Origin of the sequence: Candidatus Anoxymicrobium japonicum, from assembly GCA_002843005.1 — a bacterium.
Classification (GTDB): Bacteria; Actinomycetota; Geothermincolia; order Fen-727; family Anoxymicrobiaceae; genus Anoxymicrobium; species Anoxymicrobium japonicum.
Genome location: PHEX01000019.1, coordinates 1 through 22966, shown reverse-complemented (window position 1 = coordinate 22966; position 22966 = coordinate 1). Strand labels below are relative to the sequence as shown.

The window sequence follows — 22966 nt, the reverse complement described above, 5'->3', positions numbered from 1 at the left end:
CGGACTCGGACGTCGGTCGAAGAAAACACCCCTCGCTTTGCTGGGGGAAAAGGCATAATGGGGTCAAACCAAAATATGCGGGAAGAGGGGGCGCTCGGGATGTCTTCCCCGCCCTCCGCTCGCGGACTCGGACGTCGGTCGATGAAAACATCCCTCGCCTTGCTGGGGGAGATGAGAGGGAGAGGTTCGGGATGTCTTCCGTCTATCCCCCGAAAATTGCGGGAATGATGGCAACTCTATCCCCCGCTGAGAGAACGGTGTCCACCGGCTGCCGTTTCTTGTTGATCGTAACGGAGCCGACGAGCCCTGCCGGAAGACAGAGCATCTCGAGAAGTTCACGGACAGTAGCGCCATCGGCCACCTCGAGGCTGAAGGTGGTCGAATCAAGCTTCGGGTTTGCCTTGTCGAGCAGGATTGTGGCTGCTTTGACTTCGATTTCCATGTTGTTTTCCGTAATTCCACGTCATCTGGTGGGCCGGCAAAAATCAGGTTCGCGCCATGTCAAAAGCATATCGCATGAGATCATCCCCTGATAGAATGCCCAGGACGCGCTCGCCGTTTATGATCACAAATATCTGATCCGCGCGCGAGGCGCGGTGTATGGCCTGCTCGAGCGGCATATCAAATCCGATCACATGTTCCTCTTTGAGCGGACTGATCAGGCGGCGGGCGGAAAGCAGATCCCGCTCGGACGGGTTCACGCTCTCGAGATCGTCCCGGCTGACGAAGCCCAGGATTTTGCCTGTGCCGTCGACGATCGGTAAAGCCGGTAGATTGTAGACGCTAAAGTAATTCGCCAGAATCGCAAGCGTCGCGCTATCGTCGATTATCGGAGGTTCCTCGAGCGCCAGGTCGCCCACCAACTTATCCGCGATAGCCAACTTGAACAAAGTCTGCCGGTATGACACGCGGGAAAGTTGAAAGATAAACGCTGCGACCAGCATAAGCCAGACGCCGCTCAACAGAGAATCGCGAAACAGGAGGTAAGCGCCGAGTGCCCCCATCAACACGGCGATCCCTTCCCCACAGTAGCTTGCCACTCTGGTGGCCATTTTTACATCTCCGGTGATCTTCCAGAGAATGGCCCGGAATATACGCCCGCCATCGAGCGGGAATCCGGGCAGCAAGTTGAACACACCGACGAACAGATTGATATAGACAAGAAGATACAGTGGGACAAGCCACGTCTGGCTGCTGTTGGGGTTCGCTTCTATGATTCTGAAAATCAAATAGAAGACGCCTGTCAGAAAGAAAGTCATGAGTGGGCCGACTACAGCCATGCGAAACTCGATCCCCGGATCGGAGACGTCCTCGCTCATCTCAGCGACGCCACCGAAAAGAAACAGTGTGATGCGCCTGATGTTCACCCCGTTGCGCCTGGCGATGTAACTGTGTGAAAGTTCGTGCGCCAGCAAGCAGGCGAAAAAGATCAGAGCCGTGCCGAAGCCGAATATCCACGGCCATGGCCCCGCGGGAAACCTGCCGGGGTGCGTACTTTCCGACGCGTCGCGCATCGTCTCACCAAGTGAATACCCGACCAGCAGGAAGATTATCAGCCACGTCGGATTGATCTCTATTTCGATCCCGAAGATTCTCGCGATTCTGATCTTTCTGCCGGGAAACATTCGTCTTCCCCTTACGGCTCGAAGTGGGAGAGCTGTTTCAGCGTGTGAAAGCGTCGCTCGATATCGGAGCGGTTGAGCCCTGTCATGCCGCCGACACTAAATCGCTCGACACAGAATGATGCCATGACCGTTCCATAGATCACGGCGCGTCTGATGTTCTGCGCGGAAGTGTCGCCGGTGGCGGCGAGGTGACCCATGAACCCGCCGGCGAACGAATCGCCCGCGCCGGTCGGGTCGAAAACCGACTCACAGGGATACGCCGGAGCGCTGAAGAAATCTTTTGAAGTAGTCATCAACACCCCGTGCTCGCCTTTCTTGACGATGGCGGTAGATGGGCCCATTCCGAGGATCGCACGCGACGCTGTGATCAGGTTCGGCTCCCCGGCGAGCTCTCTGCATTCGTAGTCGTTCAGTATCATCATGTCAACGCGCTTCATGATATCGAGCAGCGCCGCTTTCTTCCCCTCGATCCAGAAATTCATGGTATCACACGCCACCAGGCGCGGAGCTGTCACCTGCTTCAGCACAAAATTCTGAAGATCCGGGTCGATGTTGGCCAGGAAAAGAAACTCGCTGTTCACCCCGCTCTCAGGGAGGACAGGGCAAAACCGTTCGAACACGTTGAGCCGGGTATCGATGGTTTCGCGGTCGTTCAGGTCGTAACCGTACACACCGGACCAGCGAAAGGTTTCCCCGTCTTCGACGGTAAGCCCCGTCGTGTCTATGCCACAGGATTTAAACAATTCCATGTGCTCCGCGGGGAAGTCGCTGCCCGCGACGGCGACTATTGAAACGTCTGTGAAATAGGACGCCGCAATAGAGAAAAAGGTGGCGGATCCGCCAAGCGCGTCCTCGATATTACCGAAAGGGGTCTTGACGCTGTCGAGCGCCACTGAGCCGACTGCGAGCACTCCCATGGTTCTACTCCTTCGCGGGCAGGTATTTCTCGAGCAACACACGCAGCCTCGTGCGCGTGACGTCAGGCACCGAATTCGGATTCGTCGCTATCGCGTCGGAAAGCGCGCTCCGGCAGTTACAGCCGCTCAAGTCGGGCACGTGGAGAATGGCTTCTCGAAGTATTCTTCTGGATGTCTCGGCATTCTTCCGGAGATTTTCGAGAATGATATCAACAGTAACGTCTTCACTGTCATCTTTCCAGGCGTCGTAATCGGTCACGAGCGTCAGGCTCGAGTAACAGATCTCCGCTTCCCTGCAAAGTTTGGCTTCGGTCGCGGCTGTCATCCCGATGACGTCAACTCCCCATGACCTGTAAAGCATGGACTCCGCGCGGCTCGAGAACGCAGGGCCCTCGATACAGACATAGACACCGCCCAACTGCACGTTGCTGCCTTCCTCGTTGACCACATCGTAAAGCGCCCTGTTCAGAGCAGCGCAGGTTGGGTGGGCCATGCTGACGTGAACTGACGGATTGTCCTTGAAAAACGTGCTCTCACGTTGCCTGGCGAGGTCAATGATCTGGTCAGGGATGACAACGTCCCGCGGCGCGAGCTCCGCGCGCAGGCTTCCGACGGCGCTGAAGCCGATAATAGCCTCAACGCCGAGAGACTTGAACCCGTAGATGTTCGCGCGAAAGTTGATGCCCGGCGCCGTAATCTTGTGGCGCGCGCCGTGACGCGCGAGGAACAGCACCTCGACGCCCCGCAACTCGCCTTTGATGTAATTATCTGAGGGCTCTCCAAATGGAGTATTGACCCTGACTTGCGATTTGCTCTCGATTTCAGGAATGTCGTAAAAGCCACTTCCGCCAATGATTCCGATCAGATTGCTGTCCCCCCCCTTAAGATGCGACCTTCTCAGTTTTTTTGACGTCGCCTGGCTTGTCTTTCTTGCCTGCGTCACTTTCTGGAGTGGTCTTTTGTTTTTCCGGCTTGTCCGCGGTATTGGAAGAAAGATTACTCGACTTGTTGTTGGGTTTCTTGGAGTCTGTGGCGTAGAATCCCGATCCCTTGAAGACTATTCCAACAGGGTGAAAGACCCTTCGCACCTCTCCACCGCACGTCTCGCAAAACTCTAAGTTTTCATGTATGCCATGACTGACCTCAAAGGTCATGTCACAGTTCTCGCACCTGTAGTCGTAACTTGGCAACTTGCGATTCTCCTTTCCTATTGTTCACACGAATAATATTACATCACGATAGCCCGCTACAACATGTCCGTGGAGTTGCCGATAGCCTGAAGGACTTGCTTTCGCTATTATTGTCTGGAAAGTTTGTGCCTATCAGCGCTTGCGCTTGAGGAGGTCGATGTCGGTTTGTCACAAGGCAGGGTTCTGCTCGCGGATGACAACAAGCTCGTTGTAAAAATAACCTCGGCTATACTCGAGGACGCCGGCTATGAAGTTTGCGTCGCCTGGGACGGGCTTGAAGCTATCAACAAAGCGTACGCGGAAGAGCTGGATATCGTTATCCTCGACGTCGAGATGCCCAGGATCAACGGCTACCAGGTGTGCCGGCTTCTCAAAGACGACGAGATCACACGGGATCTCCCGATCATCATGCTCACCGGGCGCGACCAGCAGAGCGACAAATTCTGGGGGCTGAAGATCGGGGCGGACGCGTACGTAACGAAAGGGTTCAAGCCCGAGCAGCTCCTGATGGTTATCAAGGAACAGGTGGCCGCGGGGGCAGCCCGGCGCTCCGGCAAACAGCAAAAACCTGTTCCAAAGCAACTTCTCGAGGAAGCCGGGGTTTTCAGCAGGGTTCTCGACCTGCTCGACTCCAGGCTATTCGAGTCCACAATTTTGAACGAGCTGGGCGCCCTCGCGAGCGCGGGCCAGGACTATAGGGAGACGATCAAGGCCATCCTCGAGATAATGGCGCGTATCGTGGGCAACGCTGTTGGCGCATGTGTCATGTTCGAAGAGAAAGACCTGATTATCCACCTGAACCAGGATGTTGCTCCCGGGGCGTTCGAAAAGATCAAAGAAAAAATACTCGAGATTGCCAACGCCTGCGGCTGGGACACAGAGGGCGATCTCGATCGGATCAAGGTAAGCGCCTACAACGAAGAGCGCCTGCGGGAGCAACCGGACAAGCACGAGCCGGTTTACTCCCACGTGTATATTCCTTTGATCGCCCACAAAAAGGGGATAGGCGTACTTGCCCTTTTCCGGCACGCAAGTCCGGCATTCGCGAGGGATACGCAGCCTATCCTCAACCTGGTGCAGAATCAGATTACGATCGTTATCGACAATGCGCGACTGTACGAAGCCGCCAGATTGCTCTCTATCACGGACGGTCTCACCAGGATATACAACCACCGGTTTTTTCAAGAGCTCTTCGAGAAAGAGTACAAGAGGGCGGACCGATACAGCACGGTCTTCAGCCTGATAATGCTGGATATCGATCACTTCAAGAAGGTCAACGACACATACGGGCACCTCTGCGGCGACGAGATACTCAAGGAGCTCGCCAATCTGATCAAGGATTGTTTGCGCTCGATGGACATCGTCGCGCGCTACGGGGGCGAAGAGTTCGTCATGTTGCTGCCGGAGACAAATGGCCAGGAAACCTACCAGACCGCCGAGCGGATAAGGCTCGCGGTCGAGAGAACTACCTTCCTGGGAACAGGAGAGGGGTTAAAAGTTACAGTAAGCCAGGGAGTCGCCGCCTATCCGAGCGTGGACGTGCATGACCGTCAGGAGCTCATCGCCAAAGCTGACAGTGCGCTATATGAAGCAAAGGAAAGCGGACGCAATCGCGTCGTCTACCGTGAGTAAACACAAGGTCAAGGGGGGGTCACCGCAACCAGGGGTCAGGCACCGTCTACCGCACCGTCTACCGCACCGTCTACCGCACCGTCTACCGCTAAAGCGGTAGACGTTGCCTGACCCCAAGGTAGTTACATAAGAGGGGGTTGAAAATTGTACGAGATTGAGAGCAGGGCCAGCAGCGGGAGCGCGAGGGCGCGGTTGGAGTTCAAAGCGTTCACGGGCACATTCGACCTGTACGCCGGCGAGATTGTGGTCTTCGCGGGCGCCAGCGCGGGAGCGCTGAAAACGGTCAAGAAGGGGGCCTCCGAGCGCCTCGATACCCCGGGCGCCTGGGAGCGGGCGGGCGATGATGGTGGATCGACGTTGGATCTCTTCAAGCAAGAGAAGTGGGGCCGCGTTCTTTTCCGGGTGGAGGCGCGGACAAGCGGCACCCTGGTTCTTCGGGTCGGCCTCGTCTGGGAGAGCGAAGACGAGCCACCGCCGGTCGAGGCGCTGGTTCCACTGCGCGTGCCGCCGGGCGGCATCTGGCCCGGCAGAGAAAGCGTCAAAAACTGGCGCGCCTACGTCCACGGTTGGCAATGCTGGTCGCCGACGGGCGCGCTCAAAGCTGAGCGGCCGGGAAACCAGCTCCTGCTATGCTTCCTTCCTCGACGGCTCAAATCCATGCTCTGGAACCCCACGACACCGGTCTCATCGAAACGCGGGAAGTTCGAGAGCGAGTGGTTCACGGCTCTGGCGGACACATGCGCGCGCGATTCCGTGGTAGTCGGATTTACGGGTGTCACACAAGCGTCGTCCCGGATGTCGGTGCGCCTCGGCAGAAAACCGGAGCAATCCAAACTCGAGGCGATAGCCCTCTTTGATGGAAAGCGCCCGACGCCAGGCGAGGTCATGTGGAGCGAGCCGCTGGCCTTCGTCCCGGGCGACCTGACGAGCGCCAACTTCGAGCGCTACGCGGAGATGCTCGCGCTGGAACAGGGCGTGAGTGAGGTGCGCAGGACACCGGCTGGCTGGTGCTCCTGGTACAACTACTTCAACAAAGTCACGGCGGACGATGTGCTCGAGAACCTCGAAATGCTCAACGGCGCACAATGCAAAAAGGGGTCTGACCCCTTTTTGCATGACGGCGAGCTCGCGAAGATTGGAATAGATGTCGTTCAAATCGACGACGGGTACTCGCCTGCGATCGGCGATTGGCTCGAGACGAACGAGTCCTTCAGCGCGGGCATGGAGACTGTGGCGCAAAAGATAGCGGCGAAAGGAAAAATTCCGGGCATCTGGGTCGCGCCATTCACGGTGACGCGGAAATCGCGAATATTCAAAGAGCACAAGGACTGGGTCCAGCGAGACCGGAAGGGCAAGCCCGTGCTGGCAGGGTTCAACCCTGTCTGGAAAGGGCGGTTCTACGGGCTCGACCTCACGAACCCCGAGGTGCTCGACTGGCTTCGCGAAGTTTTTGGGACGCTGGCGCGGTACGGCTACAGGTTTTTCAAGTTGGATTTCATGGCTGGCGGGTTCCTGGAGGGCAAGCGCCACGACAGTACTCTCACGAGAGCGGAGGCGGGGCGGCGCGCTCTTGCGGCAATACGTGAATCGGTGGGAAAAGACGCGTACATCATGGCGGCTGGAGGGCCGGTGTTGCTTGGCATCGGGATACTCGACTCGCAGAGGGTGAGTAGCGACGTGGCGCATTACTGGAGGGAGGCCTACCAGCCTTTCCTGCGGGAGCGCGTTTCGCTGGGGGTGCGCAACAGCCTCAGAAACACCTTGCCGCGAGCATTCCTGAGCGGGCGCGTCTTTGACGGCGACCCCGACTGCCTGATGGCGCGCTCGACCGGGACAAAGCTCACCGGAACCGAAAGGCGCACCCTCGCTTCCGTCATCGCGGTCTTCGGTGGCTCGTTCATGCTGTCTGACGACCTCTCAAAGTGGGGCGACGAGGGATTCTCTCTCGTGGCTAAAAGCCTGCCGCACGCTCACGGGCTGCCAATATGTCCGGATCTTTGGGAGCGCGAGATCCCACGGTTCCTCGTGAGCAAGATGAACGATCCCGCGGGCGAATACCGGCTGGCTCTCGCGATCAACTGGTCTGCGAAGCGTCGCGACATGAGAGTCTCTCTTCGCGAGCTGGGGCTCGAAGATGGCCGCTGGCATGCGTGCGAGTTCTGGAGCGGGCAATATCTCAGAGAAGTTACGGAAGACGTTTCCCTGCCCGGCATAGAGCCTCACGGATGCGCGCTGCTGCGATTCACAAAGGCGTCGGAGAGCGCCAGGCTCATCGGTTCGAACATCAACCTCTCGCAGGGCGCGGCCGAACTCGTCGCTTTCGAGCGGACGGCGGCGGGCGTCAGCCTGTCCTTGCGAAGTCCGATAAAATGCGAAGCCGTACTGACACTCAGCCTGCCAGGCGCGGCAGAGATAAAAGTTACCGCGGTAAGCGGGACAACCGTTCGCGTCGAGAAACTGATGACGGCCATATACAAAGTGAAGTTCGATATCGACGGAGAAGAGCGCCTCGAAGTCAGTAAGTCAGGCGCCAGTTAGAGCGGGAGGGGCGCGGATGCCAACGATGAACATCGACGGGGCGCGGATAGCCTACGAGGTGACGGGAAATGGGCCGCGGCGGCGGGGGAACAAGCGAGCCCGGTGAATCACTGGCGCGACCAGGTTTGCGCTTGCTTTCCACTGCCCGAGACAAGGTCATCGCCCGAGATTTTCAATTCCAGCACCGCGTTCGGATCCGCCGAGGGGTTTTCTATGTCCTTGATCAACACGGTGTTCCCGTCAACCTCGTATTTCGCGGCGCCGAATGATTCCCCGGTCGGAAGCATTAAAGTTGCGACACCGTTCTTGCCTAACACTATCTTCTTGCCGTCACTGTCGGCATAAACGCCGATGACAGACTTGCCGCCCATGAATAGCATCATCAGGCCTGTCGCGACAACACTGAACACCATCGCCCCTACGATTACCAGGGCTACTATCTTTGTCCACTTGCTTTTGTTTCTTGTCATTCCCACCTCACCGGGATTATTAAGCAACTACTCTATGAGCGTCATTCCACACATGTATGGCTGAAGCGCGCGCGGCACAACCACACGACCGTCGTCCAGTTGGTAGTTCTCGAGTACGGCGGCCATGGTTCGCCCGATCGCGAGGCCGGAGCCGTTGAGCGTGTGGACGAACCGCGGCTTTCCTCCGCCTTTTGGCTTGAACCTGATATTCGCGCGGCGCGCTTGAAAATCCGTGAAGCAGGAGCAGGACGATATCTCCTTGAACTCGCCCGCGCCAGGCAACCACACCTCGAGGTCGTAGCACTTCGCGGCCGAGAAGCTTAAGTCTCCTGTGGAGAGCGCAACGACGCGGTAATGTATCTCGAGACGCTCGAGCACTTCCTCGGCATCGGAGGTCAAAGCTTCGAGCTCATCGAACGAAACGTCCGGGTGCGCGAACTTCACCATTTCGACCTTGTTGAACTGGTGCTGGCGGATGATCCCGCGGACATCCCTGCCGTACGACCCCGCCTCGCGCCTGAAACATGGCGTGTACGCGACATATTTCAGCGTCAGATCCTCCTCTCTGAGAATCTCATCCCTGTGGATGTTTGTGACAGGCACCTCGGCGGTCGGCACGAGAAGAAGACCGTCGTCACAGGAGTACATGTCGTCCCTGAACTTCGGCAACTGCCCTGTCCCGGTGAATGACGCCTCGTTCGCGAGTATCGGCGGGAAGACTTCGGTGTAGTCGTGCTCTCGCGTGTGCATGTCAAGCATGAGGTTGATCAACGCGCGCTCGAGCAGGGCGCCCGCGCCGCGGAGCAAGGTGAACCGGGCGGCGGCAATTTTGGCGCCGCGCTCGAAATCGAGGATCCCCAGCCGCTCGCCGATCTCCCAGTGAGGCTTTGGCTTGAACGTAAAGGTGGGCGGCCCGCCTGCGCGCCGGAGTTCGACATTCGCGCTCTCGTCCGGCCCGACAGGGACGGACTCATACGGGATATTCGGGATGTCGAGCATCGCCTCTCGAAGGCGCTCATCCACATCACGAACCTCGAGATCCATCTTCTTGATACGTTCAGAAATTTCGCGCATCCGGTCAGTGATGGTTATTGTGTCAGCGCCCTCTTTTTTCATAGCGGCGATGGCATCGCTCGCCAGGTTTCGCTCGTGCTTCAATTCCTCAAGCGAGACAAGGATCGCTCGGCGTTGCGCATCCGCCTCCAGCACGCTGTCAACGTCCACGACCTCGGCCTTCATGCCGCGATCGAGCACCGCCTGTTTGACCCTCTCGGGATCGTCACGAATCACCTTGATATCAAGCATGCTTAGATTATAAACCAACGCAACAGGGGTAGACGGTGCCTGACCCCTCTACGCGGCGGGGTAGGAGCCCAGGAGTTTTAGCTCGCGCAGTTTGCTAACCAGCGAGCCTATCGCTTCCGCGACTCCGGGATCCTCTATGTGGCCATCGATATCTATGAAAAAGTAGTAATCGCCGAGAACCTTTTTGGTCGGACGCGACTCGATCTTTGTCAGATTGATGCCGCGAGAGGCAAACTCCTGCAGGATATCGAGCAAGCTTCCAGGCCTGTTCGCCCGAATGAAACAAACTATAGAAGTCTTGTCTTTGCCCGTGCGCGCGACTTTCTCTTTTCCGACCATGACAAAGCGAGTAGCGTTTTCTGGGTAGTCCTGGATATCGCAATCCAGCACGCTGAGCCCGTACGTCGACGCGGCAAGCAAGGTCGCGATAGCCGCCAACGGCTCATCTGTTTTTGATACGATGACCGCCGCCTCGGCCGTGCTGTTGGCCGCCGTTACCGGGGTGTCAGAAAACCATCTCGCCAGAAATCCGCGGCACTGGGCTGTAGCCTGGGGGTGTGAAATGATACCAGCGACTTCTTTCCTCGATACGCCAGGCCGCGCCACCAGGCAATGCTTCACCGGCTGCACAACCTCTCTCTCGATTACCAGGTCGGTCTCGAACGCCAGCGTATCCAGAGTTACGTTGACCGAGCCCTCGATCGAGTTTTCGATAGGAACAATGCCGTTGTCCACTTCGCCCGATTGAACCGCGCGCAACACCTCCGGGACAGTCATGTACGGAACCACGCGATCGAAATCAGACGCGACGCTTGCCTCTAACGCCTCCTGGGTGATAGTGCCGCTCGGACCGAGATAACCGATACCGGGCACGTTACTCGCGCTCCCCGCTTATTGGCTTTTCTGACGGGGCGTCGTGCCTTCGCGGTCTGGGGGGTGATTTGGGGGGTGACTTGCGCCGTTGCACCGGCGTCCCGCCCGCGCGCTTTCCACCTGCCGGTCTGGCCGGCGCCTCAGGGCGCCTCCGGGCGGGCCTACGCTCTTCCGGCGAGAGCTCTTGTCTTGCGCGTGGCTCAGCCTCCCGGCGCGACTCGCGCTTCGGAATCTGCTCCTGTTCCTCTCTGTCGTGAAAGAGGCGCAGATTAGCCATCCGCTCCTCGTGATCAAGATTCTTTGCCTCAACCGGCATGGCGCCCATCTCTTCACTCTGCATCGCCAGCCTGATCGCCTCTCGCTCCTCCGGCGAAAGCCCATATGATGAAGAGCGCTCTGTGATCGGCTTCGCGTATGTCCGCGAATCGCTACGACCGTAGATCGAGCTGAAGACAAGGCCATTGCCGCGATCATCAAGGAACGCTATGGCAAAGCTCAACAGGCCGCCCAGGTCGCGAAACGCGTCGAAACGCACCACTCCGACGTGCTGGACGGCGCCCGCCATGCGGCGCAGAACCATGCCATATCTCTCGGAGAGCGCGTCCACCTTCCCGAGAAGCTCATGCGTCTGGTCGATGCTGTCGTTGACGATCTCGACAAAGTTGGCGCCCTCGGTCCCTCGAAGAAGCAGCTCGCACTCCAGATCAATGCGCCTCGTGCGCAGAAACAAATAGACAATAACGGCAAGCGCCAGCAGCAACAAAGCTCCCAGCACTACTATTATCGCCGTGATGTTGTTCTCAACCATGTTTCCGATTATACAACATAGTCGAAAAGCGACTTAACTTTTGGGAGCAGGTCTTTTTTTTAAAGTTTAAGAGGGGTCATTTAAGAGGGGTCAGGCACCGTCTACCGCTCCGTCTACCGCAACCAGGGGTCTGGCAACGTCTACCGCTGCGCGGTAGACGTTGCCAGACCCCTAAAAAAGACCTGACCCCAAAAGTTAAGTGTATAATATCCGCATGGAAGCAAATCTCGAAGAAAAGTATTTCAGACTCAAGAAGTGTCTTGCCGAGATGGGCAGCGCGCTCGTCTCCTATTCCGGTGGAGTCGACAGCACTCTCCTGCTTGCCGTCGGCAGCGAGGTTCTGGGCGAAAACCTGCTCGCCGTGACAGTTGATTCTCCTCTAAACCCACGCTCGATGATGGACGCCACATCCAAAATGGCGGCCCGGCTCAAGGTCGAGCACATCACTATCAAGACGGACGAGCTGACTGACGCCAACTTCACATCCAACCCGCCCGAGCGGTGCTACCTGTGCAAGCACGCTCGATTCAGCAAGCTCGTGGACATCGCGGCTCGCGAGGGAATCTCCGAGGTTCTCGACGGCAGCCAGATGAACGATGTCGGAGATTATCGTCCCGGGATGGATGCGGTCGCGGAACTTTCAGTCCGTAGTCCGCTTCTCGAAATGGAGCTCTACAAGTTCGAGATACGGGCGCTGTCCCGGGAACTTGGGCTTGCCACGTGGAATACGCCTGGCGTGACGTGCCTCGCGACACGCATCCCTTACGGCCAAAAAATCACCCGCGAGAAGCTTGGCGTTATTGAGCAGTGCGAGGAGTTCCTCTCGGACATGGGCATGAAAAATGCGCGGCTGCGCTTCTATGACACCGGTATCGCGCGCATAGAGGTAAGTCCGTCGGGAATTCCTGTTCTTGCTTCGGACGGCGTCCGCGAACGGGTGGTGGACAAACTGAAGGCGCTCGGGTTCACTTATGTAACAGTGGATCTTGCCGGTTACAGGACAGGCTCGCTCAACGAGGTATTGCCCGAGAATCGATGATCTCAGCGGCGCGCATCTGCATGTTTAATATGTGGTCAATCCCATGACATACGAAGATTCGATAAAAGAATTGCTCTTGCGTGTTGAAGCCGGCGAAGTTCCCGCGGAAAAAGCCCTGGAGAGCTTGCGTTCCCTTTCTTTCACCGATCTCGAGTTCGCCAGAGTGGATCACCACCGCGAGTTGCGCCAGGGTTTCGCGGAGGTCGTATTCTGCGAGCGCAAGACTCCCGAGCAAATCGCAAAGATAACGAAGGCGCTCCTGGAGAATAACGAGGGGAATTTGCTGTTGACCCGCGCGGATCCAGGCGTCCACCGACTCATCCGTGAACTCGACGACCGCGCCGTATATCACCCCGAGGCGAAAGCCATAACCATCGAGCGCGAGATGACGGCGGCAAGAGGAGTGGTGTCGATCGTCTCCGCTGGAACCGCCGACATTCCCGTGGCCGAGGAAGCGCGGGTAACCGCGTCCATCATGGGAACTGTCGCAAAACAGTTTTACGACGTCGGCGTGGCGGGGGCTCACAGATTATTTGCCTATCGCGAGGAGTTCGAGCGCTCAAACGCTATAGTCGTCGTCGCCGGGATGGAGGGAGCGCTTGCTAGCCTGGTCGGAGGGTTGGTCTCCTGTCCGGTTATCGCGGTGCCCACAAGCGTCGGGTACGGCGCTTCGTTCGGCGGTCTCGCCGCGTTGCTCACGATGATGAACTCGTGCGCGGCCGGCGTCGGCGTCGTCAATATCGATAACGGGTTCGGCGCGGGTTATCTTGCCGGGCTCATCAACAGAATGATCTCTCAGGCAAAGGAGAGTACCAAACAATGACTGTCGCCTACTTCGACTGTTTTAGCGGCATCAGTGGAGACATGGCGTTGGGCGCGCTGATCGACCTCGGGTTGAGCGTTGATGAGTTGATGGACATTCTTGAAACCCTTGGCCTCGAAGAATTCCAGCTCGAATCACGCGACGTTATGAGCTACGGACTCCGCGCGACAAAGATCAACGTGACAGCGCCCGAGAACGTACTCGTGCGGACATTCAACAGCATCAATGACCTCATAGAAAACAGCGAGCTGCCAGAGATGGTCAAGACCACGAGCCTCGATATCTTCATGCTGATCGCGCGCGCCGAGTCATTGATACACCATAAGCCAATCGACCAGGTGCACTTCCACGAGGTCGGAGCAGTGGATTCCATCGTCGATATCGTCGGAACAGCGTACGGTGTGCACGCGCTCGGGATCAACGAAGTCTTCTCTTCCCCCTTGCCTCTCGGGCACGGAATGATAAAAACGTTGCACGGGTCAATCCCGGTACCGGCGCCCGCGGTTCTGGAAATCCTCGGAGACACGCCGACGTATGGGTGTGGCATCCCAACCGAGATCGTGACGCCTACAGGAGCGGCTATTGTGAAAACGCTCGCGTTCGAATTTGGAACAATGCCTCCAATGACTCTTTCTAAAACGGGGTACGGCGCGGGGACAAAAGACCTCGGCGTCCCCAATCTGTTGCGGATAATCACGGGCGAACCGCTTGGCTTCCCCGTGGAGCAGGAGCAGCTCGCGTACGTCATCTCAACGAATATCGACGACATGAACCCCGAGTTCTATGACTACGTGATGGAGCGCCTCTTCAACGCTGGAGCGCACGATGTGTGGCTCACGCCCATTCAGATGAAAAAGACACGGCCCGGAACCGTTATCAACATCCTCTGCTCACCGGCTGATGTCGCCGCGCTCAAACGGATATTGATCGAGGAGACGAGTACTTTCGGGTTGCGAACGTCCGTGGTCATGAAAAAGGCGATCGAGCGCGAGGCCGTTGAGGTGGAAACCCCATGGGGCACGGTGAGCGTGAAGGTCGGCCGTGAGAGCGGCCGTGTGACAAGCGTATCGCCGGAGTTTTCAGATTGCGCGAGGATCGCCGGCGAGCAAGGCGTCCCCATCAAAGAGGTCTTCCGGAAAGCGCAAGCCCTGGCGCAAGAGCAACTCGATTGACACGTCGGTCACTTTCCACTTTTTCGTAACTATTCAGCTTGACCGCAACCAGGGGTCAGGCACCGTCTACCTTTCCGTCTACCGCAACCAGGGGTCAGGCAACGTCTCCCTTTCCGTCTACCACGTCTACCGCTAAAGCGGTAGACGCCAGGGGTCAGGCACCGTCTACCGCTGAAGCGGTAGACGTTGCCTGACCCCTGATCATGGCTGAATAGTTACACTTTTTCTGTGTATGGATAAACTCGTGGTTGTAAAAGTGGAAAGTGATCGTCGCCTATTCCGCGCGCATGATGAAGTTAAGTTCTATCGTATTGTTGTCGGTCTTCTTTTCCTTGGGCACCGGGCCCGCCGTTGCTTTTACCGTGTTTTCTTTCTCGCTGCCGGTCGCCGGCGCGAGATCTTCAAAAACGAGTGTCGCGGTTTCGCCCGCCTTTAGCCTGGTAATCTTTTGCGTCTTCTTCTGCGGAGCGCTCCCTGAGTCTTGCGTCAGTGTGACTACAACCGGGATGTCATGCTCTTCCTGATTTCCCTGGTTCTGAACGCTTACTTTTACGACAAAGGATTTCGAGTAAGGAAGGATCGAGATCCCCGACTCGGTACTGTCCACACGCGCCGGGGTTGTTGTCAGCCCAAGCACCGCAACGCCATGAAGCGCGTTGCCCGTCTCTTTGCCTGATATCCCGTCTATGTATTCATGAGCGCTCGAGGTCAACGCCTCGTCAGTCCTGGGCATGAATATCGAATCAGCGATCTTCTCAAAGCCGAACTTCGCGCTTTTTAGCTTTTCCTCGAGGCCGCCCCTGTATCGCTGCATAGCCCTGTCACTCACCACCAGGTCAAGCATCCCCGCCGACATAGCGTCCGCGGCGGAATCCAGGTTCTTTTTATCGAGGACGTCCAGTATTGAAGCGCTGTATCCGTTCACCCCACCGGTTCTCATGTCCAGCGCCACCTGCAGAATCGGATGGAGCTTCTTCGCCTTCTCCGGCACTATTACAAGCTCAGAATCGTGAGCGATTCCCTTGCACGTATCCACCATCTGCTGCAACTTTCGCGCGACATCGTCACGGGACAGATCTTTGACGGTTGTGCGCAAACCCTGGAACTGCGCGCCGACAGTGGCAGAGCGCCCTATGAGCTTGTGGGCCTCCGCGCTATACTCGTGAAGCTTCTCATTCTCCACGGCCTCCTGATTGCCGCCACATCCCCTGCCAAAGATCCAGCAGGAGACAAGCAGAACCACTATCACCGCGATGATTAGGATTGGCGCGGGTCCGCGACGACGCGCCGGCACCGGGCCTCTGGAGGTCGGGCGCCTCCCTCGGACGTTTTTCCGTCTTTTCCCGGTTGAGTATCTAGGCCTCGGACTGGATGACTGAGCCATTCAATACCTGTGTTTCATTTCACTTCATTTCATTTCAATCCACGCCCCGCGCGAGGGCGGGGACGATGTGAATTTGCTCACAAAATCGCTATGCGAGCCACGAGTTTCACTTGTGATTTGCCAGGATGCGCTATTAGCGGCTACCGCCACGTGACGCCTGCCGGCGCTTACGCTGCCTTCCATGGGAAATGGTGGGCGAGGAGGGACTCGAACCCTCATGCCCTTGCGAGCACAGGACCCTGAACCCTGCGTGTCTACCAATTCCACCACTCGCCCATACCTCATTGCTTAAGCACCCCGTTCCTCGGAGGCCGAAACCAGATCCACGGTTTCTCCTCCTGTCGCTCTCACGAGATCATAAGACCTTATCTTCAGGATCGTAGCTGGCTCACCACTGCTAGTATATATCACATCTTCACGAAGGGTGTTGTAGTCGATGTACGATGACATCTCAACCTTGTGGCCGACCGGTGGAAGCGCGCTCGAGACGTAACCCGTGAGAGAGGAAACTTCTTCCGCGGCGACAGGCGTTACTTCACTTCCGCCTGTCAGATCCTTCAGCTTCTCGATGTCCACCTCGCGGTCACCGGGCACGATAACCATCACCACATGGCCGTCCACGCGAAAGAGCTCCACGCGCGCCAGTTGCCACAGCTCGAGCCCCAGCGCGGCGGCGGCTCTCTCGAGGTTTTTTGCCTGGCCAGGCAACTTGAAAAATTCGTGAGGGATATCGAGTTCTTGCAGGCGATTATGAACGTCCAGATTTGAATACATAATGAGCTTCCTGCCTCTACTGCGCAAGCGAACCTGTAAGGCTAAACCAACGCGATTAAGGTTTGCTCAATTGAGCATCGTCGCAAAAGATGGCTATCGTTATTTCATTCCGCCTTTGCGACCTATCTTCTGATAGAACTCGGTGCCGTATCTCTTCTTGGTGGTCATGCCACCTTTCTTGCCTCCAACACTCCCAATCTTAGAGTAGAAATCGGGGCCATATTTCTTCTTGGTAGTCTCGCCACCCTTGCGTCCGGCTTCGCTTCGGCTCATCTTCGCCTTGACCACTTCAATCCCCTCCTGTTCTTTTCAAGAGCTTCGAGCGCCACGTCCATCCGTTAACTAACCAACGACCGCAATTACCCGCTTTATTATCTCACCTGATCTTCTGTATTTCCAGTTGATTGCTTCCCTTATTTGAAACCCGCTTCGCAACTCCTCTAAAAGCCAGTTCTGTCAAAACACAGCATGGCAATCCTTGACATTGAAGGGAGTGAACATATAATTGCATTACTTCTCAGAAGACAACGAAATGTTTTTGCTTGAAATACGGTCGAAGGGGGGTGGAACCGTGGAGCCAAAGGATGTTCCTTATCTTCTGCTTGGTGCGATGAGCACTATTCGGGAAGAAACCAAGAAGACCGTCGAGGATCTGGTCGAGAAGGGCAAGGCCGGTAGCGGCAAGTCGGGAAAGGGTATCGTCTCAGCCGACAAGGCGGTCAGGAATCTGGTGGAGAAGGGCAAGAAAGAGCGGGAAGACCTCCTGAACGCGATCGGCAAAGAGGTCACAAGAATTCTCGACAACATGGGGGCTATCACCAAGAACGATATCAGGGCGCTCGACAAGAGGCTCGCTAACATCGAGAAGCGGATCAAATAGTGCAACGCAACAACGCTGTTGCGGCAACGTTAGAAACGAGGTGTTTAAATGGAGCTCAATGACATGCCTTATCTCCTTCTCGGCGCCCTCGCGTCTGTCAAGGACGATTCCATCAACTCCGTCGATGACATGATAAAGAAAGGCAAAGTGCTGGCCGAAGGCGGAAAGGCCAAGGTAAAAGGAACGGCCCAGGACAGGAAACTGGAGGCTACCGTCCAGGAACTCGTAAAGAAGGGCAAGAAAGAGAGCGAAGAGCTCGTGGACGCGATCGGCAAATCTGTCAAGGACACCCTCAGCTCACTGGGGATCGTGACGAAGTCCGATATCAAAGCCGTCGAGGATCACCTTGCCGATCTCGAGAAGAAACTCGCGCCGGCAAAGAAGGCCGCGAAGAAGAAAGCGCCCGCGAAGAAGAAGGCGGCAGCAAAGAAAAAGGCGCCCGCGAAGAAGAAGGCCGCGAAAAAAGCATAGTAGCCTCTTGAAAGTTAAACCCGTGACCGACCAAGGCCACGGGTTTTTCATTTGGGGTCAGGCGCCGTCCACTCAGGAGGTTAGAATGTGACACAGGCATTCTTGCCTGTGGAAAGTAACGTCACAGACAGGAATGTCTGTGCTACACAGTTTCTTCTTCAATTTCGGGTTGCGTTCTCAGTTCGGTGAACGGCGGAATCCTTCGGCGTGTCTTGCGGGCTATTGTCGCTCCTATCACACCGATCATCAGAACCAACGCCCCAAACGCGAGTGCGATGTCAAAGCAAGAAACCGAGAGTGAGCTTATCGTCCGGAAGGCCTGGTGAGACGCGGGCTTGAAAGTGCTCGAACCGCCCGCCCTCCAGAAAAACTGGTGGCCTATGCGCAGCAACAGGGATCCGGGGAACGCGCCCATGATGAACACCAGGCCTGTTCCCACCCCCTTCCCCCACCCCATGCAAAACAGTATGAACAGTATGCCAAAGGCGAGCGCGAGAACTCCAATAATGATGATTGGCATGAGCAAGGCGCTGTGACCACTCTTGTTGAGCTTGCTTAGAATAGTGACACACGCCGCCTTCGCCCTTTCCTCGCCGGCGCCTTGTGCCGAGGCCATCGGAATGCTTTGCCTGTAACCTCGGGCGTAGATACGCCGTTCGATCTCCAGGATTACACGCTCTGTGAGTTCATCCAAACTGAGTGATGAGATCGCATCGCCTTTGATTGAAACAGTGGCCCCGATGTCGGGAATGTAGATATTGGAGTCAGGGTCTCGCCGGGCGCTACTTCGAAGCCGCTGATAGTTCTCTTTGACGGAGTGCCTGACCTCTGTCGCGTTCTCGATAATTGGCGTCAATACCTGATGAGCCGCGCCGGCGCCGGTCCCTCTATAAAGGCCCGCGGCCCCAAGCGCAAGGAATATCAACAGTGCGGTTGCTATCCCGAACACCCACTTGAAATCGATACGCCAATGGCTCGTTTCGCCGCGCGTCAGAGACCCGAACTCCAGCTCCTCGGGGGCGCCAAACCCGAGCGGTGGCAACGGCGCGCCTGGTGGGAACGTTTCGTATGGATATCTTTGCTGGGGCATCGCGCCCGGTGGATCGTATGCGCCTGTTCCCGGGTACCCGTGTGGCACACCGGGAATCACCGGCATCTGCCCGGTCTGTCCGGGAGCGGGGTAACCGTAATACTGTCCCGGAATTCCGTACGGTGACGGATACCACGGACCCGGGAAGAAATATCCCCCACCTTGCGAGGATCCGGGTGGATAGAAACCCTGCCCTTCCGGTGGCTTACCGTACGCGCACGGCGGTTCACCTTGCGGAGGCTCAGGGGTTGGCTGCGGCGGTTGCTCTTGTGGTTGAGGTCGCGGCGCAGGCCCTGGCGTTGCAAGCGGTGTTTGAGGTTGCGGCGCAGGCCCTGGCGTTGCAAGCGGTGTTTGAGGTTGCGGCTGTCGCGGCGCAGGTTCATCAGGCCTGATAGCAGGTGACGGCTGTGGTTGCGCCGGTCCAGGAGTTTCAGTTGTGCGCTGTGACGGTTGGGGTTGCGACACGGGCCGCACGGGCGCCGCGGTTTGTCCGGCGGGTGACTGTGGATAGACCTGCCGCCCCGCTATTTCCGGCAACCGCGCCGCATCCACGGCGGCGGTTTCCTGATCCGCGTGTTTCGCACGGCGACCTCGCCAGAACTTTCTTTTCTTCTCATCGCTCATGTGCTCGCCATCCGTTTTTTCTTCCCGCGGCACTTGATTCCCTATCTTATAGTATTCCCGATTTCAATCCACGCCCCCGCGCGGGGTCGACTACGGCGTCAGCCGCAGAACGCTTGCCGCCTGCTCCTGGACTTTCTCTTTGCTGTAAGGCAACGGCAGGTACTCGACGTTACGCCATACGGGAAAGTGGTCTTTGTAATGCGGGCTGAGGCGATGTCCCGACTGCCCGACGTCGAGCACGGCCTTCGAGTTGTCCAGGTCATGGAAATCGATGATTATCCGCAGCGCGGGGCCCCCGTACGCCGCATGGCTCTCACGGTCAGGCAAAATCGCCATGTTCGCGCAGCCGCCCATCGCGCCTCGCGCCACCAGTTGCGTGATGCACTCGCTTGCGGGCGGGGAAGCGTTGACGGTGTCGCTCTCGCCGTCGCGGGGGACAGGCCCAACGTTGAATATCCTGTCGAGCGGCCAGAACAGCCCCAGCAGACTCTGGCATGTGAGGTAGTGCGCGCGGCCCCACTTCCACGAAGATTGATCGGGCGTCCCGTACACACGTTCTATCTCTTCAACCCCTTTCTCGAGCGCGTCCCGCGCCACCTGCTCGTAAGTGCCGGCGCCCGGCGGCAGCCAGAACGGATCCCTTGACGCGAGGACTCCCTCAACCGCCAGGCTGACCGACGTCCACGAGCGCGTGTAGTCGCTGTAGAGAGTGCTGCCAAGCCTGTGCCGCAACAGAGATTCTGTCAGGTGGCGCCAGGAGTAGAAGTAGATCGTCATCGCGACCGACCGTGCGCGCGCCTGGTGATCCCACGCGGCCAGGCGCTCCACCGCTTCACGCGCGCCGGGCGACATCCCGTCGTGTGCGGCGACGGTTGCCGCGCGAACCGCGAGTTCGGCGAACGTCTTTCCCGGGAAGGTGAAGGTGTCGGCGTGTATCATCGGCATGTCATCGGGCGCCCACCTGTCGCGGGTTCTCAAGAGGGAAGAAATTCTGCCGTTGCGATAAGGCGCCTCCCACGCCCTGGTGATGATATCAGGATACTCTTCGCTCACAATCTTGGAGTTCGCCGTGACGATGAAGCCTTCTTTCGGGTTCCGCGCGCGCGGCATGTTCTCAAACGGAATGTATCCTTTCCACTCACAATCGTTATCTTCCCCGTGATAAGGGATGCTGCCATCGCCCTTCGCGCGACGCGGCACTTTTGCGGAGGCCATGTACCCGATGTTCCCGTCGATATCGGCGTAAACCTGGTTGAGGGCCGGGCCCACGAAGTTCTCCATCGAGCCAACGAACTCGTCGAGTGAGCGCGCGTGATTTTGTTTCAGCATCGCGCCCAGGGAGTCGAATGAAGTGTCCTGGCTGACCCACTTGAGCGCGAGACCCTTGTTGCCCTTGCGCTTGATGATCGGCCCGTGGCGTGTCACAAGTATCCTGAGCTTGCGCGTCCTGCCGAAGCGAACCTTCACCTCTTCCTCTATCACCTCAGCGTCGTGCCACTCGCCCTTGTACCGGTAGCGATTCGATTCCTCGGACTCGAAACTCTCCACGTACAAATCTTGCGTGTCGGGGCAAAGGCTCGTGGCGGTCCAGCCGCAATAGCCGTTGTGTCCGTAGGGGATGACCGGCAGGCCCGGAAAGCCCGCGCCAATGATGTCGCTCGACGGCGTGGTCAGGTGGCAGAGATAGAGCATGCCGGGCGCGTTGTGCTGTATGTGCGGGTCGCCGCAGAGGATTGGCTTGCCCGTGGTCGTGTGCTTGCCGTCGATCGCCCAGTTGTTCGAACCGAAAACGGAGCGGGCGGCCAGGCCGCCGACGTTCGAGAGCCACTGCCCTCCCGCGGACTCGGTGTCGAATCCCCAGTCGATCTCCTCGCCCGGCTCGACCGGCACGGCGCCGGGGCCCGGGCCATCAACTTTGACGGGCGGGTTATTGTACGGCGCGGTTTCGGGCAGGAGCTCGAGCGCGCGCTCAAAGCCGAGGCCGCGGATCAGCTTTTCCCTCATGAGATCCGCGAGCCAGAACGAGTCGAGAAGCCACGTTGTCAGGAGTCCCAGAGTGAGGCAATCGGCGTGGGTCCACGGACGCGGGCGGCCTTTGAGGAACATGAACTCGAACGGAAGCCTGGACGCCGGACCCGCGACGTAGGAGTTGACTCCGTCGCAGTAGGCGGCGAGAATCTCTCGAGACTCGGGGTCGAGGCCGGCGGCGAACTCCTCCGCTATGCGGGAGAGGCCAATAGTGCGCATGAACATGTCCGTGTCAACGGCCATGCCGCCGATGGCCTCCGCCAGTGTGCCGGTGGCGAGCCGCAGCATCGTCTGCATCTGAACCATGCGGTCCTGCGCCATAACGTAGCCCATGGCCCGGTAGGCGTCGAGATCGCTTTTCGCCGTGATGTGCGGGATGCCCGCGCGGTCAAAGATGACTTCGACTTCGTCGTCAAGGCAGGGAAGCCGGAGCGCGCCGTCCGTCCGCGGAATCGAGCGCTTCAATCTCAGCGCAATGTAGCCGGCGACGCCGAGTGCCGAGATAGAGAGGCCGAGCAGAACCAACTTCGCGGTTTTTTTCATACGGGCGCCTCGCTTCTTACTCCGTTCCTGAAGGCATAAATGATATCATTTAATTAGGGGTCAGGCACCGTCTACCTTTCCGTCTACCGCAACCAGGGGTCTACCTATATAGTAGCGCGAACGCAACAAAAGGGGCCTGACCCCCGGTGTTGCGTTTCTGTGCTACTGTACTAACATGAGATGCGCTTCTATCGTCTAAAAAGGTTTGGAGGAATAATGGCACTCTGCTCTAACTGCGGGGAGAATCTGGGGGGCGGCAACTTCTGTCCCCGGTGCGGCAATCCCATTGGCCAGTCGAACGTGCCGCCTGCCGGAATACCCCCCAAAAAGAAGTTCCCTGTATGGGGCATCATCCTTATTGTTTGCGCATCGTTGTTGATACCGCTCATGATTGCTTGCGCAATAGCAATACCGGTCTTTGTCACCGCGCGGAACACCGCGCGGAACAACGCGCAAAAGCGAACCTGCCAGGCTAACTTGAGGACGATAAACGGGGCGATCAACACATACTATGCAGAGCATGAAGCTTATCCGCCTGCCGGCTGGGTTAGCGACATTCTTGGGCCGGAGTTCCTCAAGAAAACGCTGACCTGCCCAACGAGCGGCAAGGAGTACGTCCTTGAGTCCGGCGGCGTTTTCACGCCTCCTACCGTGTCTTGCCCCACGGGAGAACCGGGCCACGCTTGGTGATGTCCCAGGACCAGACCTCGTTGGGCCTCACGGCCAGGAGCTCCGGCTTCGAGTAGGCGGGGTGGCGCAACTGGTCGCGCCTCTCGCGGA

The 22966-nt window shown here is 57.8% G+C and carries 23 protein-coding genes, 1 tRNA gene and 1 pseudogene; 8 read left to right on the top strand and 17 right to left on the bottom strand.

Annotated features, from left to right (window positions below):
- Nucleotides 1–202 precede the first annotated feature (202 nt).
- Genes CVT63_03215 through CVT63_03195 form a run of 5 tightly spaced genes read right to left on the bottom strand, consistent with a single transcriptional unit; the run spans nt 203 to nt 3732 of the window.
- Nucleotides 203–442 (bottom strand): hypothetical protein, encoded by a 240-nt coding sequence (locus tag CVT63_03215; protein ID PKQ28376.1) that lies wholly within the window; start codon nt 440–442, stop codon nt 203–205.
- A 43-nt stretch (nt 443–485) separates the two neighbouring features.
- Complete coding sequence (locus CVT63_03210; GenBank protein ID PKQ28375.1) at nt 486–1625, bottom strand: hypothetical protein; 1140 nt, start codon at nt 1623–1625, stop codon at nt 486–488.
- An 11-nt stretch (nt 1626–1636) separates the two neighbouring features.
- The gene (locus CVT63_03205) at nt 1637–2542 is read right to left on the bottom strand and encodes a sugar kinase (protein PKQ28374.1); all 906 of its coding nucleotides are present in this window, start codon (nt 2540–2542) and stop codon (nt 1637–1639) included.
- Nucleotides 2543–2546: 4 nt separating this feature from the next.
- Nucleotides 2547–3407 carry an S-methyl-5'-thioadenosine phosphorylase gene (gene mtnP, locus CVT63_03200; GenBank protein ID PKQ28380.1) on the bottom strand — a complete coding sequence of 287 codons (861 nt, stop codon included), beginning with the start codon at nt 3405–3407 and terminating at the stop codon, nt 2547–2549.
- Between the two features lie 16 nt (nt 3408–3423).
- Nucleotides 3424–3732, bottom strand: a complete 309-nt coding sequence (locus tag CVT63_03195) for an FmdB family transcriptional regulator (protein ID PKQ28373.1) — start codon at nt 3730–3732, stop codon at nt 3424–3426.
- Between the two features lie 123 nt (nt 3733–3855).
- Between CVT63_03195 and CVT63_03190 the strand changes: the two genes are divergently transcribed.
- Both CVT63_03190 and CVT63_03185 read left to right on the top strand, forming a co-directional pair.
- Nucleotides 3856–5364 carry a hypothetical protein gene (locus CVT63_03190; protein ID PKQ28372.1) on the top strand — a complete coding sequence of 503 codons (1509 nt, stop codon included), beginning with the start codon at nt 3856–3858 and terminating at the stop codon, nt 5362–5364.
- A gap of 144 nt (nt 5365–5508) precedes the next feature.
- A complete protein-coding gene (locus CVT63_03185) occupies nt 5509–7902 on the top strand; it encodes a hypothetical protein (protein ID PKQ28371.1) in 2394 nt (797 codons plus the stop codon).
- A 107-nt stretch (nt 7903–8009) separates the two neighbouring features.
- On the opposite strand, the gene CVT63_03180 is transcribed toward CVT63_03185, so the two are convergent.
- From CVT63_03180 to CVT63_03165, 4 genes are read right to left on the bottom strand one after another with little or no spacing between them, the layout of a single operon-like run.
- Entirely contained in the window at nt 8010–8372 is a 363-nt protein-coding gene (locus tag CVT63_03180) for a hypothetical protein (protein ID PKQ28370.1), read from the bottom strand.
- Between the two features lie 27 nt (nt 8373–8399).
- A complete protein-coding gene (locus tag CVT63_03175) occupies nt 8400–9677 on the bottom strand; it encodes a serine--tRNA ligase (protein ID PKQ28379.1) in 1278 nt (425 codons plus the stop codon).
- A gap of 48 nt (nt 9678–9725) precedes the next feature.
- Nucleotides 9726–10541 carry a prephenate dehydratase gene (locus CVT63_03170; protein PKQ28378.1) on the bottom strand — a complete coding sequence of 272 codons (816 nt, stop codon included), beginning with the start codon at nt 10539–10541 and terminating at the stop codon, nt 9726–9728.
- A gap of 10 nt (nt 10542–10551) precedes the next feature.
- Nucleotides 10552–11358: a hypothetical protein gene (locus tag CVT63_03165; GenBank protein ID PKQ28369.1), complete on the bottom strand. Its 807-nt coding sequence runs from the start codon at nt 11356–11358 to the stop codon at nt 10552–10554.
- A gap of 214 nt (nt 11359–11572) precedes the next feature.
- Here CVT63_03165 and CVT63_03160 point away from each other — a divergent pair, with 214 nt between their 5' ends.
- Genes CVT63_03160 through CVT63_03150 form a run of 3 tightly spaced genes read left to right on the top strand, consistent with a single transcriptional unit; the run spans nt 11573 to nt 14392 of the window.
- Entirely contained in the window at nt 11573–12397 is an 825-nt protein-coding gene (locus CVT63_03160; GenBank protein ID PKQ28368.1) for a TIGR00268 family protein, read from the top strand.
- A 43-nt stretch (nt 12398–12440) separates the two neighbouring features.
- On the top strand, nt 12441–13220 hold the full coding sequence (locus CVT63_03155; protein ID PKQ28367.1) for a 1-(5-phosphoribosyl)-5-amino-4-imidazole-carboxylate carboxylase: 780 nt from the start codon (nt 12441–12443) through the stop codon (nt 13218–13220).
- Entirely contained in the window at nt 13217–14392 is a 1176-nt protein-coding gene (locus tag CVT63_03150; GenBank protein PKQ28366.1) for a TIGR00299 family protein, read from the top strand. The genes CVT63_03155 and CVT63_03150 overlap by 4 nt, the downstream gene beginning before the upstream one ends.
- A 274-nt stretch (nt 14393–14666) precedes the next feature.
- On the opposite strand, the gene CVT63_03145 is transcribed toward CVT63_03150, so the two are convergent.
- The 4 genes from CVT63_03145 to CVT63_03130 form a co-directional block, all read right to left on the bottom strand.
- Nucleotides 14667–15776, bottom strand: coding sequence for a hypothetical protein (locus CVT63_03145; protein PKQ28365.1), 1110 nt, complete (start codon nt 15774–15776; stop codon nt 14667–14669).
- A gap of 189 nt (nt 15777–15965) precedes the next feature.
- Nucleotides 15966–16052, bottom strand: a tRNA-Leu gene (locus tag CVT63_03140).
- 12 nt (nt 16053–16064) lie between these two features.
- Complete coding sequence (locus CVT63_03135) at nt 16065–16550, bottom strand: hypothetical protein (GenBank protein ID PKQ28364.1); 486 nt, start codon at nt 16548–16550, stop codon at nt 16065–16067.
- Nucleotides 16551–16649: 99 nt separating this feature from the next.
- A complete protein-coding gene (locus CVT63_03130) occupies nt 16650–16823 on the bottom strand; it encodes a hypothetical protein (protein ID PKQ28377.1) in 174 nt (57 codons plus the stop codon).
- 232 nt (nt 16824–17055) lie between these two features.
- Between CVT63_03130 and CVT63_03125 the strand changes: the two genes are divergently transcribed.
- Together CVT63_03125 and CVT63_03120 are read left to right on the top strand one after the other, a co-directional pair.
- Nucleotides 17056–17430 carry a hypothetical protein gene (locus CVT63_03125; GenBank protein PKQ28363.1) on the top strand — a complete coding sequence of 125 codons (375 nt, stop codon included), beginning with the start codon at nt 17056–17058 and terminating at the stop codon, nt 17428–17430.
- 48 nt (nt 17431–17478) lie between these two features.
- Nucleotides 17479–17901, top strand: a complete 423-nt coding sequence (locus tag CVT63_03120) for a hypothetical protein (protein ID PKQ28362.1) — start codon at nt 17479–17481, stop codon at nt 17899–17901.
- 142 nt (nt 17902–18043) lie between these two features.
- Here CVT63_03120 and CVT63_03115 read toward each other — a convergent pair whose 3' ends face one another.
- Nucleotides 18044–18943 (bottom strand): hypothetical protein, encoded by a 900-nt coding sequence (locus CVT63_03115; GenBank protein PKQ28361.1) that lies wholly within the window; start codon nt 18941–18943, stop codon nt 18044–18046.
- A 170-nt stretch (nt 18944–19113) separates the two neighbouring features.
- On the opposite strand from CVT63_03115, the gene CVT63_03110 reads away from it, so the two are divergent.
- Nucleotides 19114–19383: a hypothetical protein gene (locus CVT63_03110; protein PKQ28360.1), complete on the top strand. Its 270-nt coding sequence runs from the start codon at nt 19114–19116 to the stop codon at nt 19381–19383.
- Nucleotides 19384–19705: 322 nt separating this feature from the next.
- Here the strand turns inward: CVT63_03110 and CVT63_03105 are convergent, their stop codons facing one another.
- From CVT63_03105 to CVT63_03095, 3 genes and pseudogenes are all read right to left on the bottom strand, one after another.
- Nucleotides 19706–22186, bottom strand: coding sequence for a hypothetical protein (locus tag CVT63_03105; protein PKQ28359.1), 2481 nt, complete (start codon nt 22184–22186; stop codon nt 19706–19708).
- A gap of 188 nt (nt 22187–22374) precedes the next feature.
- A complete protein-coding gene (locus tag CVT63_03100; protein ID PKQ28358.1) occupies nt 22375–22692 on the bottom strand; it encodes a hypothetical protein in 318 nt (105 codons plus the stop codon).
- A gap of 167 nt (nt 22693–22859) precedes the next feature.
- Nucleotides 22860–22966: pseudogene (locus CVT63_03095) on the bottom strand (IS3 family transposase).